The organism is Cognatiluteimonas lumbrici (assembly GCF_006476065.1).
In the GTDB taxonomy this organism is placed as follows: Bacteria; Pseudomonadota; Gammaproteobacteria; order Xanthomonadales; family Xanthomonadaceae; genus Cognatiluteimonas; species Cognatiluteimonas lumbrici.
Genome location: NZ_ML636798.1, coordinates 70359 through 87594, shown reverse-complemented (window position 1 = coordinate 87594; position 17236 = coordinate 70359). Strand labels below are relative to the sequence as shown.

Sequence of the window (17236 nt, the reverse complement as noted above, 5' to 3'; positions counted from 1 at the left end):
CTACTTCACCAGCCGCAGGGTCATCGGATAGCGGTAGCTGACGCCATCGTTGGCCTTGATCGCGGCGATCACGGTGAACACCAGCCAGGCGATGCCGACGATGATCATCAGCGGGGCGGTCAGCAGGATGCCGATGCCGAGCGTGCCGATGGTGAGCAGGAGCAGCACCAGGAACACGAGCGCCACGGTGATGTTGAAGTTGAGCGCCTCCTTGGCCTGGTCGTCGACGAAGGGCATGGTCTCCTTCTTCACCAGCCAGATCACCAGCGGGCCGAGGAAGCAGCCGATGCTGCCGGCCCAGCCGGCGGTGACCAGGCCGCCGACGATCGCGGACAGGTGCGCGAACATCGCCCACTGCCGCTGCTCCGCCGGAATGCCGCCCTCGACGCTGGCCGGCGCCGGATTGATGTCGTTCATTGCGATGTCCCCTCCATGCGGCGCCACCCGGCGCCTTCCGGCACTCTCGGGGCGGGCCGGGGCCGAGTCAAGCCCCGGCGACGGTCATGCGCCCGACCAGCACCGGGCCGACGCGCAGGTGCGAACGGGTGTCGGCCTCGGCGCCCACGGCCTCGATCGCGGCGAACATGTCGCGCAGGTTGCCGGCGATGGTGATGCCGTCCACGGGATGGGCGATCGCGCCGTCCCTGACCAGGAAGCCGGCGGCGCCGCGCGAGTAGTCGCCGGTGACCGCGTTGACGCCCTGCCCCATGAGCTCGGTGACCAGCAGGCCGTTGCCCATGCCGCGCAACATCGCCTCGAGGTCGCCGGCATTGGCGCCGACTTCGAGCTCGTGCACGCCGCCGGCATTGCCGGTGGTCCGTAGCCCCAGCTTGCGCGCCGAGTAGCTGCCGAGGACGTAGCGCTGCAGCACGCCGCCCTCGACCAGCGGCGACTCGCGCGTGGCCACGCCGTCGGCGTCGAACGCGCTGGAGCGGAAGCCGCGCGGCAGGAACGGCCGTTCGACGATGTCCAGCCAGTCCGGGAACACCTGCGTGCCGGCGCTGTCGAGCAGGAAGCTCGCGCGCCGGTACAGCGCGCCGCCCGACACGGCGCCGACCAGGTGGCCGAGCAGCGAGCGCGCCATCTCGGCGCTGAACAGCACCGGCATGCTGCCGGTGGCGAGCGGACGCGGATCGAGCCGCGCCGCGGTGCGCTCGGCCGCGCGCCGCCCGATCGCGGCCGCGCCTTCCAGGTCCGCTGCGGCCACCGCGGTGCTGTACCACCCGTCGCGCTGCATGTCCTCCATCCGGCCGGCGATCAGCGCACAACCGATCGAGTGCCGCGTCCCGCGCGAGCGTCCGACGAAGCCGTGCGTGTTGGCGTACACCGAGAGCGACTCGCCGGTCGACACCGAGGCGCCATCGGAATTCTCGATCCGGGGATGCTCGCGCCCGGCGTGCTCGCATTCCAGCGCCAGCGCGATCGCGCGCTCGGCATCGAGCTCCCAGGGGTGCCAGCCGTCGAAATCCGGGAAACCGCCTTCGGGCGGGCGCGCCATCAGCGCGGCGTCCGCGAGCCCGGCGGCGGGATCCTCCTCGGTGTGGCGGGCGATGGCGCAGGCCTGGGCCACGGTGGCCTCGAGGCTCTCCTCGCGCAGGTCGGCGGTGCTGGCGCTGCCCTTGCGCTTGCCGAAGTACACGGTGACGGCGATGCCGCGGTCGCGGGTGGATTCGACCGTCTCCACCTCGCCCATGCGCACGTCCACGTTCAGTCCGCGCTCCTCGCTGCAGCTGACCTCGGCCTGGCTGGCGCCCAGCGCGCGGCAACGGTCGAGCAGGCGGGTGGCGACGTCGGCGAGGCGGTCGAGGTGGGCGTGGCCGTCGCGGCCGTTGCGGCCTGTCTGGGGGGGCATGACTTATCCTTGTGCAATGAGAGGACGCGACGAGGACAGCGGCGAGTTCCACGCCCCCAGCCGCAGCGAGCGCCGGCGCGCGGCGCTGGACGTGCTGTCGCTGGGCGAGACCCTGGCCGGGCTGCCGCCGGCGCGGCTGGCGAAACTGCCGGTGCCCGACGCGCTGCTGCCGCACATCGAGGACACCCGCCGCATCACCTCGCACGTCGCGCGCAAGCGCCAGCTCGGCTTCCTCGCCAAGCAGATGCGGCGCGAGGACGAGGAGGTGCTGGAAGCGATCCGCGACGCGCTGGAGGCCGGCGGCGAGTCCGCGCGCCGGGAGACCGCGCTGCTGCATCGCGCCGAGGCCGCGCGCGAGGAGCTGCTGGAAGGCGGCGACGCGGCGCTGTCGGCGTTGCTGGCGTCGCATCCCGGCGCCGACCGCCAGCGCCTGCGGCAACTGGTGCGCAATGCCCTGGACGAGCGCGCGAAGGGCAAGCCGCCGAAGGCGTTCCGGGAGCTGTTCCGGGAGCTCAAGGCGCTGATGGCGGAGTAGCCGGCGCTCACGCCCGCGTCCCGCCCACGATGATCTCGTCCACCAGCAGCGACGGCTGGCCGACGCCGACCGGCACGCTCTGGCCGTTCTTGCCGCACACGCCGACGCCCTCGTCGAGCGCGAGGTCGTGGCCGACCATCTTCACCCGCTGCATGGTCTCCGGGCCGTTGCCGATCAGGGTCGCACCCTTGACCGGCGCGGTGACCTTGCCGTCCTCGATGAGGTAGGCCTCGGTCGCCGAGAACACGTACTTGCCGCTGGTGATGTCGACCTGGCCGCCACCGAAGTTGACCGCGTACAGGCCGCGCCTGACCGAACGGATCATCTCTTCCGGGTCGTGGGTGCCGGCCCGCATGTAGGTGTTGGTCATGCGCGGCATCACCAGGTGCGCGAACGACTCGCGGCGGCCGTTGCCGGTGGGCTGCATCCCCATCAGCCGCGCGTTGAGCGTGTCCTGCATGTAGCCGACCAGCACGCCGTCCTCGATCAGCGTGGTGCAGTTCGAGGGCGTGCCTTCGTCGTCGATGTTGAGCGAGCCGCGGCGTCCGTCGAGGGTGCCGTCGTCGACGATGGTCACGCCCGGCGACGCGACCCGCTGGCCCATGCGACCGGCGTAGGTCGAGGTGCCCTTGCGGTTGAAGTCGCCCTCGAGGCCGTGGCCGACCGCCTCGTGCAGCAGCACGCCGGGCCAGCCGCTGCCGAGCACCACCGGCATCGCGCCGGCCGGGGCGTCCACCGCCTCCAGGTTCACCAGCGCCTGGCGCAAGGCCTCGCGCGCGAGCTTCTCGGGCCGGCCGTCGGTGAACAGCTCGGCGTAGGCATGGCGCCCGCCGCCGCCGGCGTACCCGGATTCGCGGCGGCCGTTCTGCTCCACGATCACCTGCACGTTCAGGCGCACCAGCGGGCGCACGTCGGCCGCGAGCACGCCATCGCTGCGCGCGACCAGCACCGTGTCCACGACCCCGGACAGGCTCGCCACCACCTGCTTCACGCGCGGGTCGGCCGCGCGCAGCAGGCGGTCCAGCGCGCGCAGCAGCTCGACCTTGTCCTCATTGCCGATGCCGTCGATCGGATCGATCGCGGGATACAGCGCGCGCCCCTGCCCCGCGACCAGAGCGCGCGGCGCGGTGGCGTCGCCCGCGCGCGCGATCGCGCGCGCCGAGCCGGCGGCCTCGAGCAATGCCGCGGCGTTGATGTCGTCCGAGTACGCGAAGCCGGTCTTCTCGCCGGCGATCGCGCGCACGCCCACGCCCTGCTCGATCGCATGCGCGCCGTCCTTGACGATGCCGTCCTCCACCGTCCAGCTCTCGCGCCGGGAATGCTGGAAGTACAGGTCGCCGAAGTCGATGCCGGGGCCGAGCAGCGCGCCGAACGCGCGTTCCAGGCCGCCGGCGTCGAGGCCCGCGGGCAGCAGGAGGCGGGACTCGGCGATTTGCAGCGACTGGGACATGCGGGGTTTCCGTGGCGCGACGGGACGGTCGTCCCCATGATCTGCGGGCGCCGCGGCGTGGATCAACCCGCGGGCGAGGGCCCCGCCACCGCGGTCGCCGCCGGCGGGCCGCGACCGACCACTTCCACCTCGGGATCCTTCCACGGGCCGGTCACGCGGTAGGTCTTCGCCGACAGCTCGCCCAGCGGCTTGCGCAGCACGGCGTTGGCGGCGGCGCCGATGGCCGCGCCCATCGGCCCGCCCGCGATCGCGCCGACCGCGGTCAGCAGGTTGCCGGTGCGCGGCACCACTTCGATCACCTGGTCGAAGGTCTGCGCGCGCAGGTCGGCGCCGCCGCGGATCGTGATCTCGGCCGCGGGCCCGGCGATGGTGATGCGCTCGGTGTTGGCGCGCGCGCCGGCCAGGCGCACGCTGCCGTGGATGCGGTCGAAGGCGAAGCCGCGCTCGAAGAAGTCGCTGAAGTCCAGGGTCAGGCGCCGCGGCAGCTGCGCGATGCCGAGCAGGCCGAGCACGCGGCCCGCGCCGGGCTCGATCTCGGTGAGCTGGCCGTCGCGCGCGTCGAGCTCGAGCGTGCCGTCCAGCGCGAGCAGCGAGAAGCCGGCCGGGCTGCCCGGCCAGGTGGCGTCGAGGGTGGCGGTCCCGCTGCCACCGTCGAGCTGGCCGCCGTAGCCCAGGCCGCCGAGCAAGGCACCGAAATCCTCGGTCTGCACGGCCACGCCGACGCGGGTGCGGGCGCGCGCGCCGCTGCCGAGCCAGTCGCCCTGCACGTCGATGCGCTGCCCCGGCGCGGTGGCCTGCAACTGCACGATGCGCAATCCGGCGGGCACCGGACGCGTGCGCACCACCGCGCTGCCGAGCGCGGCGTCGCCGACCTTCAAGGCGTCGATGTCAACGGCGAACGGCGGCAGGGACGCCGGGTCGAGCGTCGCATCGTCGCCACCCGCGGCCACCGCGGTGCCGGGCGGCGACAGCGGCCAGTGCACGCGCTGGAAGCGCCCGGAGACGGTGGCCCCGGTGGCGTCGGGGACGCGGATCTCGCCGGCGATGCCGGCGCCCTCGACCCGTGCCAGCAGGGCACCGGCCGCGGGTTCCAGCTGCAGGCGCGTGTCGGCGAAGCTGGCGCCCAGCAACTGCAGGCGCGATGCGTGCACGTCGATCCCGCGCAACGGGAACGCAGGCGCCGATGGCGCTGCGGTCGGCGACGGCTGCGCGGACGCCGCGCGCGCCGGAGACGCGGTGGCCGCGCGCGCGATGCCGATCCAGCCGAGCGCGTCGAGCGTTCCGGTGCGCCCCGCCACCACCAGTCCCGAGGCCGGCGGCGCCTGCGCCACGGTGTCGCTGCCGAGTACCACGCGCACGCCGGTCGCGCCGCCGCTGCGCGCGCGCACCGCCATGCGCGAACCGAGTGCGACGGTGACCTCGCCCGCTTCCACCGGCAACGCGGTCTCGATCCTGGCCGGCAGGCCGATGCCGGCCACCTTGTCCAGCGGCGCCGGCAGTGCCAGCGCGGTACCGGCGAGGTCCGACTGCAGTTGCAGGCGCGCGGTCCCGGTGCCGTTGCCGGCGCGCGGAATGCTGAGCCGCGCGCTCCAGTCGGACCGGCCGCTCACGTGCGGGCGCAGCCAGTCGAGCGCGTCGACCCGGCGCAGCAGGTCGGCCGCGGCCAGGTTCGCGCGCAGTTCGGCCTCGAAGGCCTGGCCGCGGTCTCGGGTGTCGTCGCCGGCGCGCAGGCTCAGAGTTCCGGGCTCGCCGTCGTGGCGCACCGCGAGGCGCTCGGCCCTGAAGCCGCCGCTGCCGTAGGTGGCGCGCCCGCGCACGTCCTCGAAGGCGAGGTCCCAGCGGCGGTCGGCGAGTTTCGCTCCGGCCAAGGTGACGGTACCGGTGATGTCGGCCGGCGGGGCCTTGGCGTGCAACGGCAGTTCCATCCCGAAGGTCACCGAGGCGAGCCCGCTCGCGCGCAGGTTGTCGAGGGTGTCGCCGTGGCTCGCGTGCAGCGGACTCGCGCGCAGCAGCGACAGCAGCCGCGCGGCATCGCCGCCGCCCTGCGCGGCGACCTCGAGCACGGCGTGGCCGAAGCTGCCGATGCCGGCGTCGAGGCTGCGGATGCCCACGCCCGCGAGCACGCCCTTGCCGTCCAGGTGGAAGCCGTCGGCGACGAACGAGACGTCGGCGTCCACGTGCTCGGCGGCGGGCCAGTCGGGCGCGAACGCGAGGGTGGCGTCGGCGATCCGCGCATCCACCTGGAAGCGCCCGGCGTGCTGGTCGTCGCGGAACGGCCAGTCGTCCAGGTCGCCCGACACCACCGCGCGCGCGCCTTCGAGGCGGCCGCCCTGCAGCGCCTGGTCGAGCCAGTGCACGGTGGCCGGCGGCATCAGGTGGTGCAGCCAGAAGCCGCGCGCCGTGGTCACCGCGGTCGGCTGCACGTGCGCCGCCAGGTCGATCCACGGCCGCGTGCCGTCGCCCTGGAACCACATGCCGCCGCGCACGTCGAGGCCGAAGTCGTCGCCGCGCACCCGCAGCGCATCGGTGCCGACGCGCCAGCCCTCGCCTTCGCGCCAGCCGTTGATGGTGCCGGCGAGGCTGGCCTCGTGGGGAACGCCGAAGCCGCTTGGCCATTCGAAGCGGAAGCGCGCGCGCGGATCGAGTTGCAGGGACAGTGCGTTGCCGTCGCCGAGCAGCCTGCCCGCCAAGCCATGGAAGCCGGGCGCGTCGCCGACCGGCGCGTAGCCCGCGTCGCGCACGGTCGCCGAGGCGCGCAGCGCACCGCCGGGCGCGAGGCCGAACTCCACGTCGTCCAGGCTGGCCTGCGGGCGCGCGGCCAGCAGCCAGCGGCGCATGTCGGGCTGCACGCGGTCGCTGAGCGCCGCGATCGCGAACAGCGGGCCGGCATCCAGGTGGTCTGCGGCGAACGCGGTGCGGCTGCCGCCGGCCAGTGCCAGCCCGTCGAGGACCTGCGCGTCCTGGTCGCTGCCGAAGCGCAGCACCGGAGCGTCGATGCGCCAGTCGCCGCCCTCGCGCTGCCAGCGCGCGCGCGCCTGCACCCGCTCGAAGCGCAGCCGCGGCCGGGTCGTCCCGTCGAGCACCGCGCCGCGCAGGGCCACGTCGTGCGCGTCCGCGTCCACGATCGCGCGCTCGACCCGGTGCCCGCGCAGCAGCACCCAGGCCTGGCCGCGGCCGCGTCCGGCTTCGGTGGCCACGCCCGCGAACCGGAACAGCGGCGACCACGCCGTCAGGTCGAGCCCTTCGGCGCGCACATGGCCGCGGCCGTCGCCGCTGCCGCGGTCCAACTCGAACGTTCCAGAGAGAGGCCCGCCCGCCAGCGGCGCGCCCGCGGAATCCATCCGCGCGCGCAGGCCGGCGCGGACGCGGTCGCCGTCCACCCGCAGGCGCAGGTCCACGCGCGGGACCCGCGCATCGATGTCCAGCGCCGGGGCGAGCACGCGCAGGCGCCCGCCGACGACCTGCAGCTCGCCGAGTCCCTCGAGCGCTGCGAACGGGTCGCCCCCGGACTGCGCCTGGCCCGGCAGGCCGCGCACCTGCCAGGTCCCGTCGGGCTGCCGCTCGACGGTCAGGTCGAGGCCGCGCAGCCGCAGTTCGGTGAACGAACGGCCGGGCAGCAGGCCGGCGTACTGCGACACCAGCACTTCCGCGTCGCCGATCGCGATCGCCTGGTCGCCCTCGCCCAGGCGCAGGCCTTCCAGCCGCAACAGCGGCCCGCGCCGGGTCCAGTCGGTCTCCACGCGCGCGAAGGCGACATCGCGCCCGGCGCGCTCGCCGAGCCAGCGCGCGATGAGGTCGGGATGGCGCTCGGCCAGCGGCAGCAGCTGGCTGAACAGCGCCGAGCCGAGCGCCATCAGCACGAGGCCGATGGCCAGCGCGTACCAGAGGCCGCGGCGCGCGAGTCGCAGGCGGCGGCGGGCGACCGGACTCATCGCGGCCGTCCCGCGGGCTCAGAGCAGCACGACATCGAACTGCTCCTGCATGTACTGCGCGTCGGCCTGGAAGCGGATCGACTTGCCCAGGAACTCCTCGAGCTCCGCGACAGCGGCCGATTCCTCGTCGGTGATGCGCGACACCACCTTGGGCGATGCGATCACCAGCAGCCGCGCGGCGTCGAACTGGCGCACCGCGCGGGTGATCTCGCGGAACACCTCGTAGGTGACGGTCTCGGCCGTCTTCAGCATGCCGCGGCCGCCGCACTCGTGGCAGGGCTCGCACAGTTGCCGCTCCAGCGATTCCACGGTGCGCTTGCGGGTCATCTCCACCAGACCCAGCGGCGAGAAGTCGTACACCGTGGTGCGCGCATGGTCGCGCGCCAACGACTTCTCCAGCGTGCGCAGCACCTGGCGCCGGTGCTCGGCGTCGTGCATGTCGATGAAATCGATGATGACGATGCCACCGAGGTTGCGCAGGCGCAGTTGCCGCGCCACCGCCTGCGCCGCCTCGAGGTTGGTGCGGTAGACGGTCTCCTCGAGGTTGCGCTGGCCGAGGAACGAACCGGTGTTCACGTCCACCGTGGTCATCGCCTCGGTCTGGTCGAACACCAGGTAGCCGCCGGACTTCAGCCGCACCTCGCGCGCCAGCGCGCGCTGGATCTCGTCCTCGATGCCGTACAGGTCGAAGATCGGGCGCGCGCCGGAGTAGTGCTCGATCAGCGCGGCGAGATCGTCCTCTTCCGGCGACATCGCCGACATGTATTGCGCCGCGAACTCGCGCAGGCGCTCGAAGGTCTCGCGCGAATCCACGCGGACCTTCTCGACGTCGCGGCGCATCAGGTCGCGCACCGCGCGCATCGGCAGGCTCAGGTCCTCGTACACGCAGCTGCCGACCGCGGCCTCGCGCACGCGCTCGCCGACCAGTGCCCAGGCACGGCTCAGGTAGGCGATGTCCTCGGCCAGCGCCTCGGCCGGCTGGCCCTCCGCGTTGGTGCGCACGATGTAGCCGAAGCCGCCGTGCGGCGCCGCCAGTTCTGTGACCAGCGCCTTCAGCCGCGCGCGCTCGTCCTCGTCCTCGATCCGGGCCGAGATCCCGACCACCTGCGACTGCGGCAGCAGCACCAGGTAGCGCGACGGAATGCTGATCTGGGTGGTCAGGCGCGCGCCCTTGCTGCCGATCGGGTCCTTGACCACCTGCACCACCACGTCCTGGCCTTCGCGCAGCAGGTCGGTGATCAGCGGCGTCGGCGCGGCCGGCGAGTCGGTGGCATCGGCGCCGCGCGCGGGCAGCGGACGCTGGATGTCGTTGGCGTGCAGGAAGGCGGCGCGCTCGAGGCCGATCTCGACGAACGCGGCCTGCATCCCGGGCATCACCCGCTGGACCTTGCCCTTGTAGATGTTGCCGACCACGCCGCGCGCCCAGCCGCGCTCGATGTGCAGCTCCTGCAGCATGCCGTTCTCGACCACCGCCACGCGGGTCTCGCGCGGGGTGACGTTGACCAGGATCTCCTCGCTCATGCCGCGGCCTGCAGCGTCGGGCGCAGGCCGAAGCCAGCGAGCAGCGTGGCGGTGGCGTGCAACGGCAGGCCCATGACCCCGGAGAAGCTGCCGGAGACGTGCCCGATGAAGGCCTGCGCGCTGCCCTGGACGGCATAGCCGCCGGCCTTGCCGCGCCATTCGCCGCCGGCGACGTAGGCCGCGATCGTCGCGTCGTCGAGTTCCGCGAACCGGACCTCGGACACGTCGAGCGCCTGCAGCTCGCGGTCGGCCGAGACCAGCGACACCGCCGACAGCACCCGGTGCGTGCGCCCCGACAGCCGGCGCAGCATGGCCTCGGCGGCACCCGCGTCGGCCGGCTTGCCGAACACCTCGTCGCCGAGCACCACCTCGGTATCGGCGCCGATCACCAGCACGCCCGGGTTGCCGGCCACCTGCAGCAGGCCCGCGCCGGCCTTCTCGCGGGCCACCCGGCGCACGTAGTCCTCCGGCGCCTCCCCGGGTTCGCGGATCTCCGGGACCTCGGGCGACAGGGTGCCGAACGCCAGCCCGAGCCGGGCCAGCAATTCGCGGCGGCGCGGCGATTGCGAGGCGAGATAAAGCATTGGTCGAAGAATAACCCGCGCCCCCTCGCCGGACCTGCAACCCAGGTCGCGCCGGCAGCGGGCGACTCACCGCCCGTTCACCCCGCCCCCACCAACCTTCACGGGCTGACGAGGCCCACGCCAAGGAGTCCCAATGCGTCGTTTCCGCTCCGCCGCCCCGCTTTTCGCCCCGCTTTTCGCCCCGCTGTTGCTTGCCCCCCTGCTGCTGGCCGTGGCCGGCGCCGCCTGGTCGCAGGTCCCCGCAACCGACGGCACCCTGGTCTCGGTGTCCGCCCAGGCGGAAGCCACCCGTGTTCCCGACATCGCCACCGTCTCCGCCGGCGTCGTCACCCAGGCCGCCGACGCCAATGCCGCGATGCAGGCGAACGCGAAGCAGATGGACGGCGTGATGCGCGCCATCCGCGACGCCGGCATCGCCGAACGCGACGTCCAGACCAGCGGCATCACCCTCAACCCGCAGTACCGCTACGCGGAGAACCAGCCGCCGGCGATCACCGGCTACCAGGCCAGCAATACCGTGAGCATCAAGGTGCGCGACATCGGCAAGCTCGGCCGGGTGCTCGACGCGCTGGTCGCCAGCGGCGCCAACCAGGTGTACGGCCCCGCGTTCGAGATCGACAAGCCCGAGGCGGCCTACGACGAGGCCCGTCGCGCGGCGCTGGCCAAGGCGCAGGCGCGCGCGAACATGTATGCCGAAGCGCTCGGGATGCGCGTGCGCCGGATCGTCAGCATCGACGAGGGCGGCGGGTTCCAGCCGCCGATGCCGATGCCGATGATGGCCATGGGCCGCGCCGAGAAGGGCGTCGCCTACGACACCGCGGTGTCGCCGGGCGAAAGCACGTTGACGGCCCACCTCAACGTCGTGTTCGAGCTGGGCCGCTGACATGGCAGGCACGCACGCGGGCGGCAAGCAGGCGCCCCCGGACGCCGATCCCCGCCCCGGCAGCGAGCCGGGCTACCCCGAGGACCAGCCGCGCGATCCGGACGACGCGCGCCGGGACGGCAAGCCGTCGCAGCCCTCGCCGGACGTCCCGCGGGATCCCACGGGACGCCCGGACGACGAGGCCTAGCGCAGCCTGAAGTCCACCGGCACCAGGCCGATCGCCTGCACCGCCCGGCCGTTGCGCATGGCCGGGCGGAAACGCCAGTGCTGCAGCACCTGGTCGCGGGCCGCGGCATCGAGCCTGCGGTTGCCGCTGCTCTCCCGGACCAGCACGTCCAGCGGGCGGCCGTCGGTGCCGACCAGCACTTCCAGCAGCACGGTGCCCTCGATGCGGGCGCGGACGGCCGCGCGCGGATAGTCCGGCGCCGGCGCGTGCAGGTACTCCAGGCGCACCCCGGCCACCGGACCCGCCGGCGGCCCCATGTCCGCCACCGGGCCTGCAACCGGCGCGACGACCGGCGGGGCCGGCTCGCTGCCCTCCGCCACCAGCACCGGGGCCGGGTCGGCGACCGGCGCCTCCGGGGCACGCGGCAGCACCGCCTCGGGTTGCGGCAGGCGCGGCCTCGGGCGCTCGACCGGCGTCGGCGGGGCCGGTGGAACCACCGGGACCGGCTCGGCCTCGTACCAGATGATCCGCGGCCCCTCGTCGGCTGGCCCGGGCCAGTCGATGCCGCCCTGCATCGGTGCCACCAGGGCCATCAGCAGCAGGGCGTTGAAGCCGAATGCCAGCGCGTATCCGGCGATGCGCTTCGGGTCGGGACGGACTGCACGGGTCGCATGCGTCATGGCCACCTCCTCTGGCGCGGCTGGCTGCCGCACCCCGATCCTGCTCCCGTACGCCTCGGTACGGGGCCGCCCGGGGCCTTCCCGGACAGGCGCCATTCAGCGTCTCAGGCGCGGTGGTAGGGGTGGTTGGCCAGCAGCGCGGCGGCCCGGTAGAGCTGCTCCGCGACCACCAAGCGCACCAGCATGTGCGGCAGGGTCAGCGGGCCGAGCGACCAGGTCTCGGCCGCGGCGTCGAGCACCTCCGGCGGGTGGCCCTCGGGGCCGCCGACCAGGAAGGCGAGGTCCTGCCCGCCCTGGCGCCACTGCTCCAGGCGCGCCGCGAGTTGCTCCGAGGTCCAGGCCTTGCCGCCGCCGTCCAGCACCACGACGCGCGCGTTCTTCGGCAGCGCCGCCAGCACCCGTGCGCCCTCCTCGGCCATGGCCCGTGCCGGGTCGCGGCCCTTGCCGCGCACCCCGGGAGCGACCTCCACCAGCTCCAGCGGCAGCCAGTGCGACAGGCGCTTGCGGTATTCGGCGAAGCCTCCCGCGACCCAGGCGGGCGCGCGCTCACCGACCGCGACCAGCCGCGCCTTCACCGGCGCAGGAAGCGGTAGTAGGCCAGGTCGGCCGGGGTGGTCACCTTGAGGTTCGCCTCGCTGCCTTCGACCAGCAGCGGGCGCACGCCCTGGCGCTCCATGGCCATGGCCTCGTCGGTGACCGCGACCCCGTCGCGGGCCGCGGCCTGCAGCGCGCGCGTGAGCTGCAGGCGGCGGAACAGCTGCGGGGTGAAGGCCCGCCACAGGCGCTCGCGCGGCTCGGTGGCATCGATGCCGCCGTCGTCGCCGGCGCGCTTGAGGGTGTCGCGCACCGGCGCGGCGAGGATCGCGCCCACCGGGTCGGCGCGGCCGCGCTCGAGCAGGCGGTCGAGGTCGGCGCGCGCGAGGTTCGGGCGCGCGGCATCGTGGACCAGCACGAAATCGTCCGCGCGCACGCTCTCCGGTAACGCCTCCAGTGCCGCCAGCACCGAATCGGCGCGGCTGTCGCCGCCGGTGCAGGCGATCACCGGCTTGCCTTCGAACTCGCGCCAACCGGGCCAGTGCGGGTCGCCGTCGGCGAGCGCGACGACCACGCCCTGCACCGCCGGATGCGAGAGCAGCGCGCGCAGCGCGTGCGCGATGAGCGGCTCGCCGTCCACCTCGAGGTACTGCTTCGGCAGTTCGCCGCCGAAGCGCGTGCCGAGGCCGGCGGCGGGAACGATCGCCCAGGTCACGGCGCCGGCTCCACGGCATCGGCACCGGACCCGGGCGGCGGGGGCGCATCGGGCTCCACCACGCGGTAGAAGGTCTCCCCGGGCTTGATCATCCCGAGCTCGTTGCGCGCGCGCTCCTCGACCGCGGCCTCGCCGGACTTGAGGTCCTCGACCTCGGCGGCGAGCGCGTCGTTGCGCTGCTGCAGTCCGGCGTTGTCGCGCGCCTGCGCTTCCACGCGGGCCTCCAGCGCCGCCACCTCGCGCTCGCCGCCGCTGCCGAACCACAGCCGGTATTGCAGCCATGCCAGCAGCACGATCAGCAAGACCAGCAGGATCCGCAGGCCGCGCATGGCGGTCGCGTCAGCGCTTCAACGAGACGAACGCGTCGCGGCCGGCGTACTTCGCATCGGCGCCGAGCATCTCCTCGATGCGCAGCAGCTGGTTGTACTTGGCCACGCGGTCGCTGCGGCACAGCGAACCGGTCTTGATCTGGGTCGCGGTCGTGGCCACGGCGATGTCGGCGATGGTGGTGTCCTCGGTCTCGCCGGAGCGGTGCGAGATCACCGCCGCGTAGCGCGCGGCGTCGGCCATCGCGATCGCCTCGAGGGTCTCGCTCAGGGTGCCGATCTGGTTGACCTTGATCAGGATGGCGTTGGCCACCCGCTGGTCGATGCCGTCGCGGAAGATGCGCGGGTTGGTCACGAACAGGTCGTCGCCGACCAGCTGCACGCGCTCGCCCAGGCGCTCGGTCAGCAGCTTCCAGCCGTCCCAGTCGTCCTCGGCCATGCCGTCCTCGATGGTGGCGATCGGGTACTGCGCGCACCAGTTGCCGAGGAAGTCGGCGAACTGCTCGCTGGTCAGGCGCTTGCCCTCGCCGGTGAGGTTGTACTTGCCGTTCTCGTGGAACTCGGTCGAGGCCACGTCCAGGCCGAGCAGGATGTCCTCGCCGGCGGTGTAGCCGGCGCGGCCGATCGCCTCGAGGATGGTGTCCAGCGCTTCGGCGTTGCTGCGCAGGTCGGGGGCGAAGCCGCCCTCGTCGCCGACCGCGGTGGACAGGCCGTGGCCCTTCAGCACCGACTTCAGCGCATGGAAGATCTCGGTGCCGGCGCGCAGCGCCTCGGAGAACGAATCGAAGCCCACCGGCAGGATCATGAACTCCTGCAGGTCGACGTTGTTGTCGGCGTGCGCGCCGCCGTTGACGATGTTCATCATCGGCACCGGCAACGAGACCGCGCGGCCGTTGGCGAGGTGCTGCCACAGCGGCATGCGCTTCGAGGCCGCGACCGCGTGCGCGTAGGCCAGCGAAACGCCCAGCAGCGCGTTGGCGCCGAGGCGGCCCTTGTTCTCGGTGCCGTCCAGGTCCACCAGGCGCTTGTCGAGCGCGGCCTGGTCGCCGTCGAAGCCGGCGAGCGCCTGGGCGATGGTGGTGTTGACGTTGGCCACCGCCTTGCGCACGCCCTTGCCGCCGAAGCGGACGCGGTCGCCGTCGCGCAGCTCCACCGCCTCCTTGCTCCCGGTCGAGGCGCCCGAGGGCACCATCGCGCGGCCAAAGCTGCCGTCGGCGAGCGTCACCTCGGCTTCGAGCGTCGGATTGCCCCGGCTGTCGAGGATCTCGCGGGCATGGATCTTGGCGATGTTCGTCATCTCTCTCGTCTTGTCACACTTGGAATGGGAATTTTTTTAGCCACAGATTTCACAGATTGAAAAGGATTAAAAAAAGAAGTGCTTTTGCTGTTGTTTCTTATCCTTTTTTCATCTGTGTGATCTGTGGCAAAAATTATGTCTGGCTCTCGAGGAAGCCGGAGCGCTTGGTGGTCTGGTCGATGGCGATGAGGGTTTCGAGGAGGGCTTCCATCTTGCCCAGGGGCCAGGCGTTGGGGCCGTCGCTGAGGGCCTTGTCGGGGTCCGGGTGGGTTTCCATGAAGATGCCGGCGATGCCGACAGCCATGGCGGCGCGGGAGAGTACCGGCACGAATTCGCGCTGGCCGCCGGACTTGCCGCCGGCGCCGCCGGGCAGTTGCACGGAGTGGGTCGCGTCGAACACCACCGGGCAGCCGGTGTCGCGCATCACCGCCAGCGAGCGCATGTCGCTGACCAGGTTGTTGTAGCCGAAGCTCGCGCCGCGCTCGCAGGCCATGATCTGCTGGTTGCCGGTGGCCCTGGCCTTGTCGGTGACGTGCTTCATCTCCCACGGCGACAGGAACTGCCCCTTCTTGATGTTGACCGGGCGGCCGGCGCTGGCCACCTTCTGGATGAAGTCGGTCTGCCGGCACAGGAAGGCCGGCGTCTGCAGCACGTCCACCACCGCGGCGACCTCGTCCATCGGCGTGTACTCGTGCACGTCGGTGAGCACCGGCACGCCGACCTGGCGCTTCACTTCCGCGAGCACCTTCAGGCCCTCCTCCAGCCCGGGTCCGCGGAAGCTGGTGCCAGAGGTGCGGTTGGCCTTGTCGAAGCTGGACTTGAAGATGAAGGGAACGCCGAGGCGGTCGGTGATCTCCTTCAGCCTGCCGGCGGTGTCGAGCTGCAGCTGCATGGACTCGATCACGCAGGGACCGGCGATCAGGAAGAACGGACGATCGAGGCCGACCTCGAATCCACACAGCTTCATGCGCGCCGCTCCTGCTGCTGGCCGCTGCCCGCCTTGTACGCGCGGGCCGCCTCGATGAACCCGATGAACAGCGGGTGTCCGCTGCGCGGGGTGGACAGGAACTCGGGATGCGCCTGGCACGCCAGGAACCAGGGATGCACCGATTGCGGCAGTTCCACCATCTCCACCAGCAGGTCGTCCATGGACTTGGCGCTGATCACCAGGCCGGCCTCCTCGAGCTGGGTGCGGTAGCGGTTGTTGAACTCGTAGCGGTGGCGGTGGCGCTCGCCGACCACGTCCTTGCCGTACAGCGCGTGGGCCAGGGTGCCGGGCTTGATGCGCTGCTCCTGGAGGCCCAGGCGCATGGTGCCGCCGAGGTCGGAGTCCTCGCTGCGGCGCTCGATGTCACCGCTCGCGGTGCGCCACTCGGTGATCAGGCCGATCACCGGGTGTGGGGTCTGCTTGTCGTTCTCGGTGCTGTTGGCGCCCTCCAGCCCGGCCACGTGGCGGGCGTAGTCCACCACCGCGGCCTGCATGCCGTAGCAGATGCCGAAGTACGGGATGCCCTGCTCGCGCGCGTGCCTGGCAGCGAGCACCTTGCCCTCGAAGCCGCGATCGCCGAAGCCGCCCGGCACCAGGATGCCGTCGAGCCCCTGCAGCGCCTTCGCGCCGTCGCGCTCGACCTCGCTGGACTCGAGCCAGCGCAGGGTCACGCGCGTGCGCTGGCGCAGGCCGCCGTGCTTGAGCGCCTCGGCCAGCGACTTGTAGGCGTCCTGGTGGTCGACGTACTTGCCGATGATGCCGATCGTGACCGCGTCCACCGGGCGCTCGACCGCGTCCACCACCGCCTGCCACTGCGACAGGTCGGCCTCGGGCGCGGCCTTGTCGCCCAGGCGCAGCGCGTCCACCACGATCCGGTCCAGGCCCTGGCCGTGGAGCCACATCGGGATCTTGTAGATGTTGTCCAGGTCCACCGCCGAGATCACCGCCTTCTCCGGCACGTTGGTGAACAGCGCGATCTTGCGGCGCTCGCTGTCGGGCAGCGGCTGCTCGCTGCGGCAGACCAGCACGTCGGGCTGGATGCCGATCGAGCGCAGTTCCTTGACCGAGTGCTGGGTCGGCTTGGTCTTGAGCTCGCCGGCGGCGGCGATCCACGGCACCAGGGTCAGGTGCATGAACAGCGCCTTGTCCGGGCCGCGCTCGGTGCGCAGCTGGCGGATCGCCTCGAGGAACGGCAGCGACTCGATGTCGCCGACGGTGCCGCCGATCTCCACCAGGGCCACGTCGTAGCCGGCGGTGGCGTCGTCGATCGAGCGCTTGATCTGGTCGGTGATGTGCGGGATCACCTGCACGGTGCCACCGAGGTAGTCGCCGCGGCGCTCCTTGCGGATCACGGCCTCGTAGACCTTGCCGGCGCTGATCGAGTTGCGCCCGGACAGGCGGGTGTTGACGAAGCGCTCGTAGTGGCCGAGGTCGAGGTCGGTCTCGGCGCCGTCGTCGGTGACGTAGACCTCGCCGTGCTGGAACGGGCTCATCGTGCCCGGGTCCACGTTGATGTACGGGTCCAGCTTCATCATCGTGACCCGGAGGCCGCGCGCCTCGAGGATCGCGGCGAGCGAGGCCGCTGCGATTCCCTTGCCTAGCGAAGACACCACGCCCCCGGTGACGAAGATCAGGGGGGTGACGGGGCTTGCAGGATTCATGGCGCCGGCGGCTCGCTGGAAAGCCACATTCTACCGGATGGGCAGGCCGCGCAGGACGGGCTGGACCGGGCGGCCACGGTTTACCATGGGCTCCTTTTCCACGGGGGAATCC

Annotated in this window: 16 protein-coding genes; 3 read left to right on the top strand and 13 right to left on the bottom strand. The window is 72.6% G+C overall.

What is annotated here, in order from left to right; translation table 11 throughout:
* Entirely contained in the window at window positions 1-348 is a 348-nt protein-coding gene (locus tag E4F25_RS00500; protein ID WP_140910238.1) for a DUF4870 domain-containing protein, read from the bottom strand.
* A 136-nt stretch (window positions 349-484) separates the two neighbouring features.
* A complete protein-coding gene (gene pmbA / locus E4F25_RS00495; RefSeq protein WP_140908339.1) occupies window positions 485-1852 on the bottom strand; it encodes a metalloprotease PmbA in 1368 nt (455 codons plus the stop codon).
* A gap of 16 nt (window positions 1853-1868) precedes the next feature.
* Between pmbA and yjgA the strand changes: the two genes are divergently transcribed.
* A complete protein-coding gene (gene yjgA, locus E4F25_RS00490; RefSeq protein ID WP_140908338.1) occupies window positions 1869-2387 on the top strand; it encodes a ribosome biogenesis factor YjgA in 519 nt (172 codons plus the stop codon).
* Window positions 2388-2394: 7 nt separating this feature from the next.
* Here the strand turns inward: yjgA and tldD are convergent, their stop codons facing one another.
* The 4 genes from tldD to E4F25_RS00470 form a co-directional block, all read right to left on the bottom strand.
* Complete coding sequence (gene tldD / locus E4F25_RS00485) at window positions 2395-3837, bottom strand: metalloprotease TldD (RefSeq protein WP_140908337.1); 1443 nt, start codon at window positions 3835-3837, stop codon at window positions 2395-2397.
* Window positions 3838-3899: 62 nt separating this feature from the next.
* Window positions 3900-7769, bottom strand: a complete 3870-nt coding sequence (locus E4F25_RS00480; RefSeq protein WP_140908336.1) for a YhdP family protein — start codon at window positions 7767-7769, stop codon at window positions 3900-3902.
* 18 nt (window positions 7770-7787) lie between these two features.
* Complete coding sequence (rng, locus tag E4F25_RS00475) at window positions 7788-9290, bottom strand: ribonuclease G (RefSeq protein WP_140908335.1); 1503 nt, start codon at window positions 9288-9290, stop codon at window positions 7788-7790.
* Complete coding sequence (locus E4F25_RS00470; RefSeq protein WP_140908334.1) at window positions 9287-9874, bottom strand: Maf family protein; 588 nt, start codon at window positions 9872-9874, stop codon at window positions 9287-9289. Before E4F25_RS00470 ends, rng begins: the two co-directional genes overlap by 4 nt.
* Before the next feature lie 133 nt (window positions 9875-10007).
* Here E4F25_RS00470 and E4F25_RS00465 point away from each other — a divergent pair, with 133 nt between their 5' ends.
* Together E4F25_RS00465 and E4F25_RS00460 are read left to right on the top strand one after the other, a co-directional pair.
* Window positions 10008-10757 (top strand): SIMPL domain-containing protein, encoded by a 750-nt coding sequence (locus tag E4F25_RS00465; protein ID WP_140908333.1) that lies wholly within the window; start codon window positions 10008-10010, stop codon window positions 10755-10757.
* A gap of 1 nt (window position 10758) precedes the next feature.
* The gene (locus E4F25_RS00460) at window positions 10759-10944 is read left to right on the top strand and encodes a hypothetical protein (RefSeq protein WP_140908332.1); all 186 of its coding nucleotides are present in this window, start codon (window positions 10759-10761) and stop codon (window positions 10942-10944) included.
* On the opposite strand, the gene E4F25_RS11670 is transcribed toward E4F25_RS00460, so the two are convergent.
* The 7 genes from E4F25_RS11670 to E4F25_RS00425 all read right to left on the bottom strand — a co-directional run bounded on the left by E4F25_RS11670 (window position 10941) and on the right by E4F25_RS00425 (window position 17124).
* The gene (locus E4F25_RS11670) at window positions 10941-11603 is read right to left on the bottom strand and encodes an energy transducer TonB (RefSeq protein WP_342776924.1); all 663 of its coding nucleotides are present in this window, start codon (window positions 11601-11603) and stop codon (window positions 10941-10943) included. The two genes, E4F25_RS00460 and E4F25_RS11670, sit on opposite strands and share 4 nt — an antisense overlap.
* 104 nt (window positions 11604-11707) lie before the next feature.
* A complete protein-coding gene (rlmH, locus tag E4F25_RS00450; RefSeq protein WP_140908331.1) occupies window positions 11708-12178 on the bottom strand; it encodes a 23S rRNA (pseudouridine(1915)-N(3))-methyltransferase RlmH in 471 nt (156 codons plus the stop codon).
* Window positions 12175-12852, bottom strand: coding sequence for a 2-C-methyl-D-erythritol 4-phosphate cytidylyltransferase (ispD, locus tag E4F25_RS00445; RefSeq protein ID WP_140908330.1), 678 nt, complete (start codon window positions 12850-12852; stop codon window positions 12175-12177). The genes rlmH and ispD overlap by 4 nt, the downstream gene beginning before the upstream one ends.
* Window positions 12849-13181 (bottom strand): cell division protein FtsB, encoded by a 333-nt coding sequence (ftsB, locus tag E4F25_RS00440; protein WP_140908329.1) that lies wholly within the window; start codon window positions 13179-13181, stop codon window positions 12849-12851. The genes ispD and ftsB overlap by 4 nt, the downstream gene beginning before the upstream one ends.
* A 10-nt stretch (window positions 13182-13191) precedes the next feature.
* Window positions 13192-14475 carry a phosphopyruvate hydratase gene (eno, locus tag E4F25_RS00435; RefSeq protein WP_140908328.1) on the bottom strand — a complete coding sequence of 428 codons (1284 nt, stop codon included), beginning with the start codon at window positions 14473-14475 and terminating at the stop codon, window positions 13192-13194.
* 133 nt (window positions 14476-14608) lie between these two features.
* Complete coding sequence (gene kdsA, locus E4F25_RS00430) at window positions 14609-15442, bottom strand: 3-deoxy-8-phosphooctulonate synthase (protein WP_140908327.1); 834 nt, start codon at window positions 15440-15442, stop codon at window positions 14609-14611.
* Window positions 15439-17124 (bottom strand): CTP synthase, encoded by a 1686-nt coding sequence (locus E4F25_RS00425; RefSeq protein ID WP_140908326.1) that lies wholly within the window; start codon window positions 17122-17124, stop codon window positions 15439-15441. Before E4F25_RS00425 ends, kdsA begins: the two co-directional genes overlap by 4 nt.
* Between the last annotated feature and the right edge of the window lie 112 nt (window positions 17125-17236).

Bases quoted from the DNA above. Each gene is read 5' to 3' on its own strand.
- eno (WP_140908328.1), bottom strand. From the start codon at position 14,475: ATGACGAACATCGCCAAGATCCATGCCCGCGAGATCCTCGACAGCCGG.
- tldD (WP_140908337.1), bottom strand. From the start codon at position 3,837: ATGTCCCAGTCGCTGCAAATCGCCGAGTCCCGCCTCCTGCTGCCCGCG.
- E4F25_RS11670 (WP_342776924.1), bottom strand. From the start codon at position 11,603: ATGACGCATGCGACCCGTGCAGTCCGTCCCGACCCGAAGCGCATCGCC.
- yjgA (WP_140908338.1), top strand. From the start codon at position 1,869: ATGAGAGGACGCGACGAGGACAGCGGCGAGTTCCACGCCCCCAGCCGC.
- E4F25_RS00470 (WP_140908334.1), bottom strand. From the start codon at position 9,874: ATGCTTTATCTCGCCTCGCAATCGCCGCGCCGCCGCGAATTGCTGGCC.
- ftsB (WP_140908329.1), bottom strand. From the start codon at position 13,181: ATGCGCGGCCTGCGGATCCTGCTGGTCTTGCTGATCGTGCTGCTGGCA.
- E4F25_RS00480 (WP_140908336.1), bottom strand. From the start codon at position 7,769: ATGAGTCCGGTCGCCCGCCGCCGCCTGCGACTCGCGCGCCGCGGCCTC.
- E4F25_RS00465 (WP_140908333.1), top strand. From the start codon at position 10,008: ATGCGTCGTTTCCGCTCCGCCGCCCCGCTTTTCGCCCCGCTTTTCGCC.
- rng (WP_140908335.1), bottom strand. From the start codon at position 9,290: ATGAGCGAGGAGATCCTGGTCAACGTCACCCCGCGCGAGACCCGCGTG.
- pmbA (WP_140908339.1), bottom strand. From the start codon at position 1,852: ATGCCCCCCCAGACAGGCCGCAACGGCCGCGACGGCCACGCCCACCTC.
- E4F25_RS00425 (WP_140908326.1), bottom strand. From the start codon at position 17,124: ATGAATCCTGCAAGCCCCGTCACCCCCCTGATCTTCGTCACCGGGGGC.
- E4F25_RS00500 (WP_140910238.1), bottom strand. From the start codon at position 348: ATGTTCGCGCACCTGTCCGCGATCGTCGGCGGCCTGGTCACCGCCGGC.
- kdsA (WP_140908327.1), bottom strand. From the start codon at position 15,442: ATGAAGCTGTGTGGATTCGAGGTCGGCCTCGATCGTCCGTTCTTCCTG.
- E4F25_RS00460 (WP_140908332.1), top strand. From the start codon at position 10,759: ATGGCAGGCACGCACGCGGGCGGCAAGCAGGCGCCCCCGGACGCCGAT.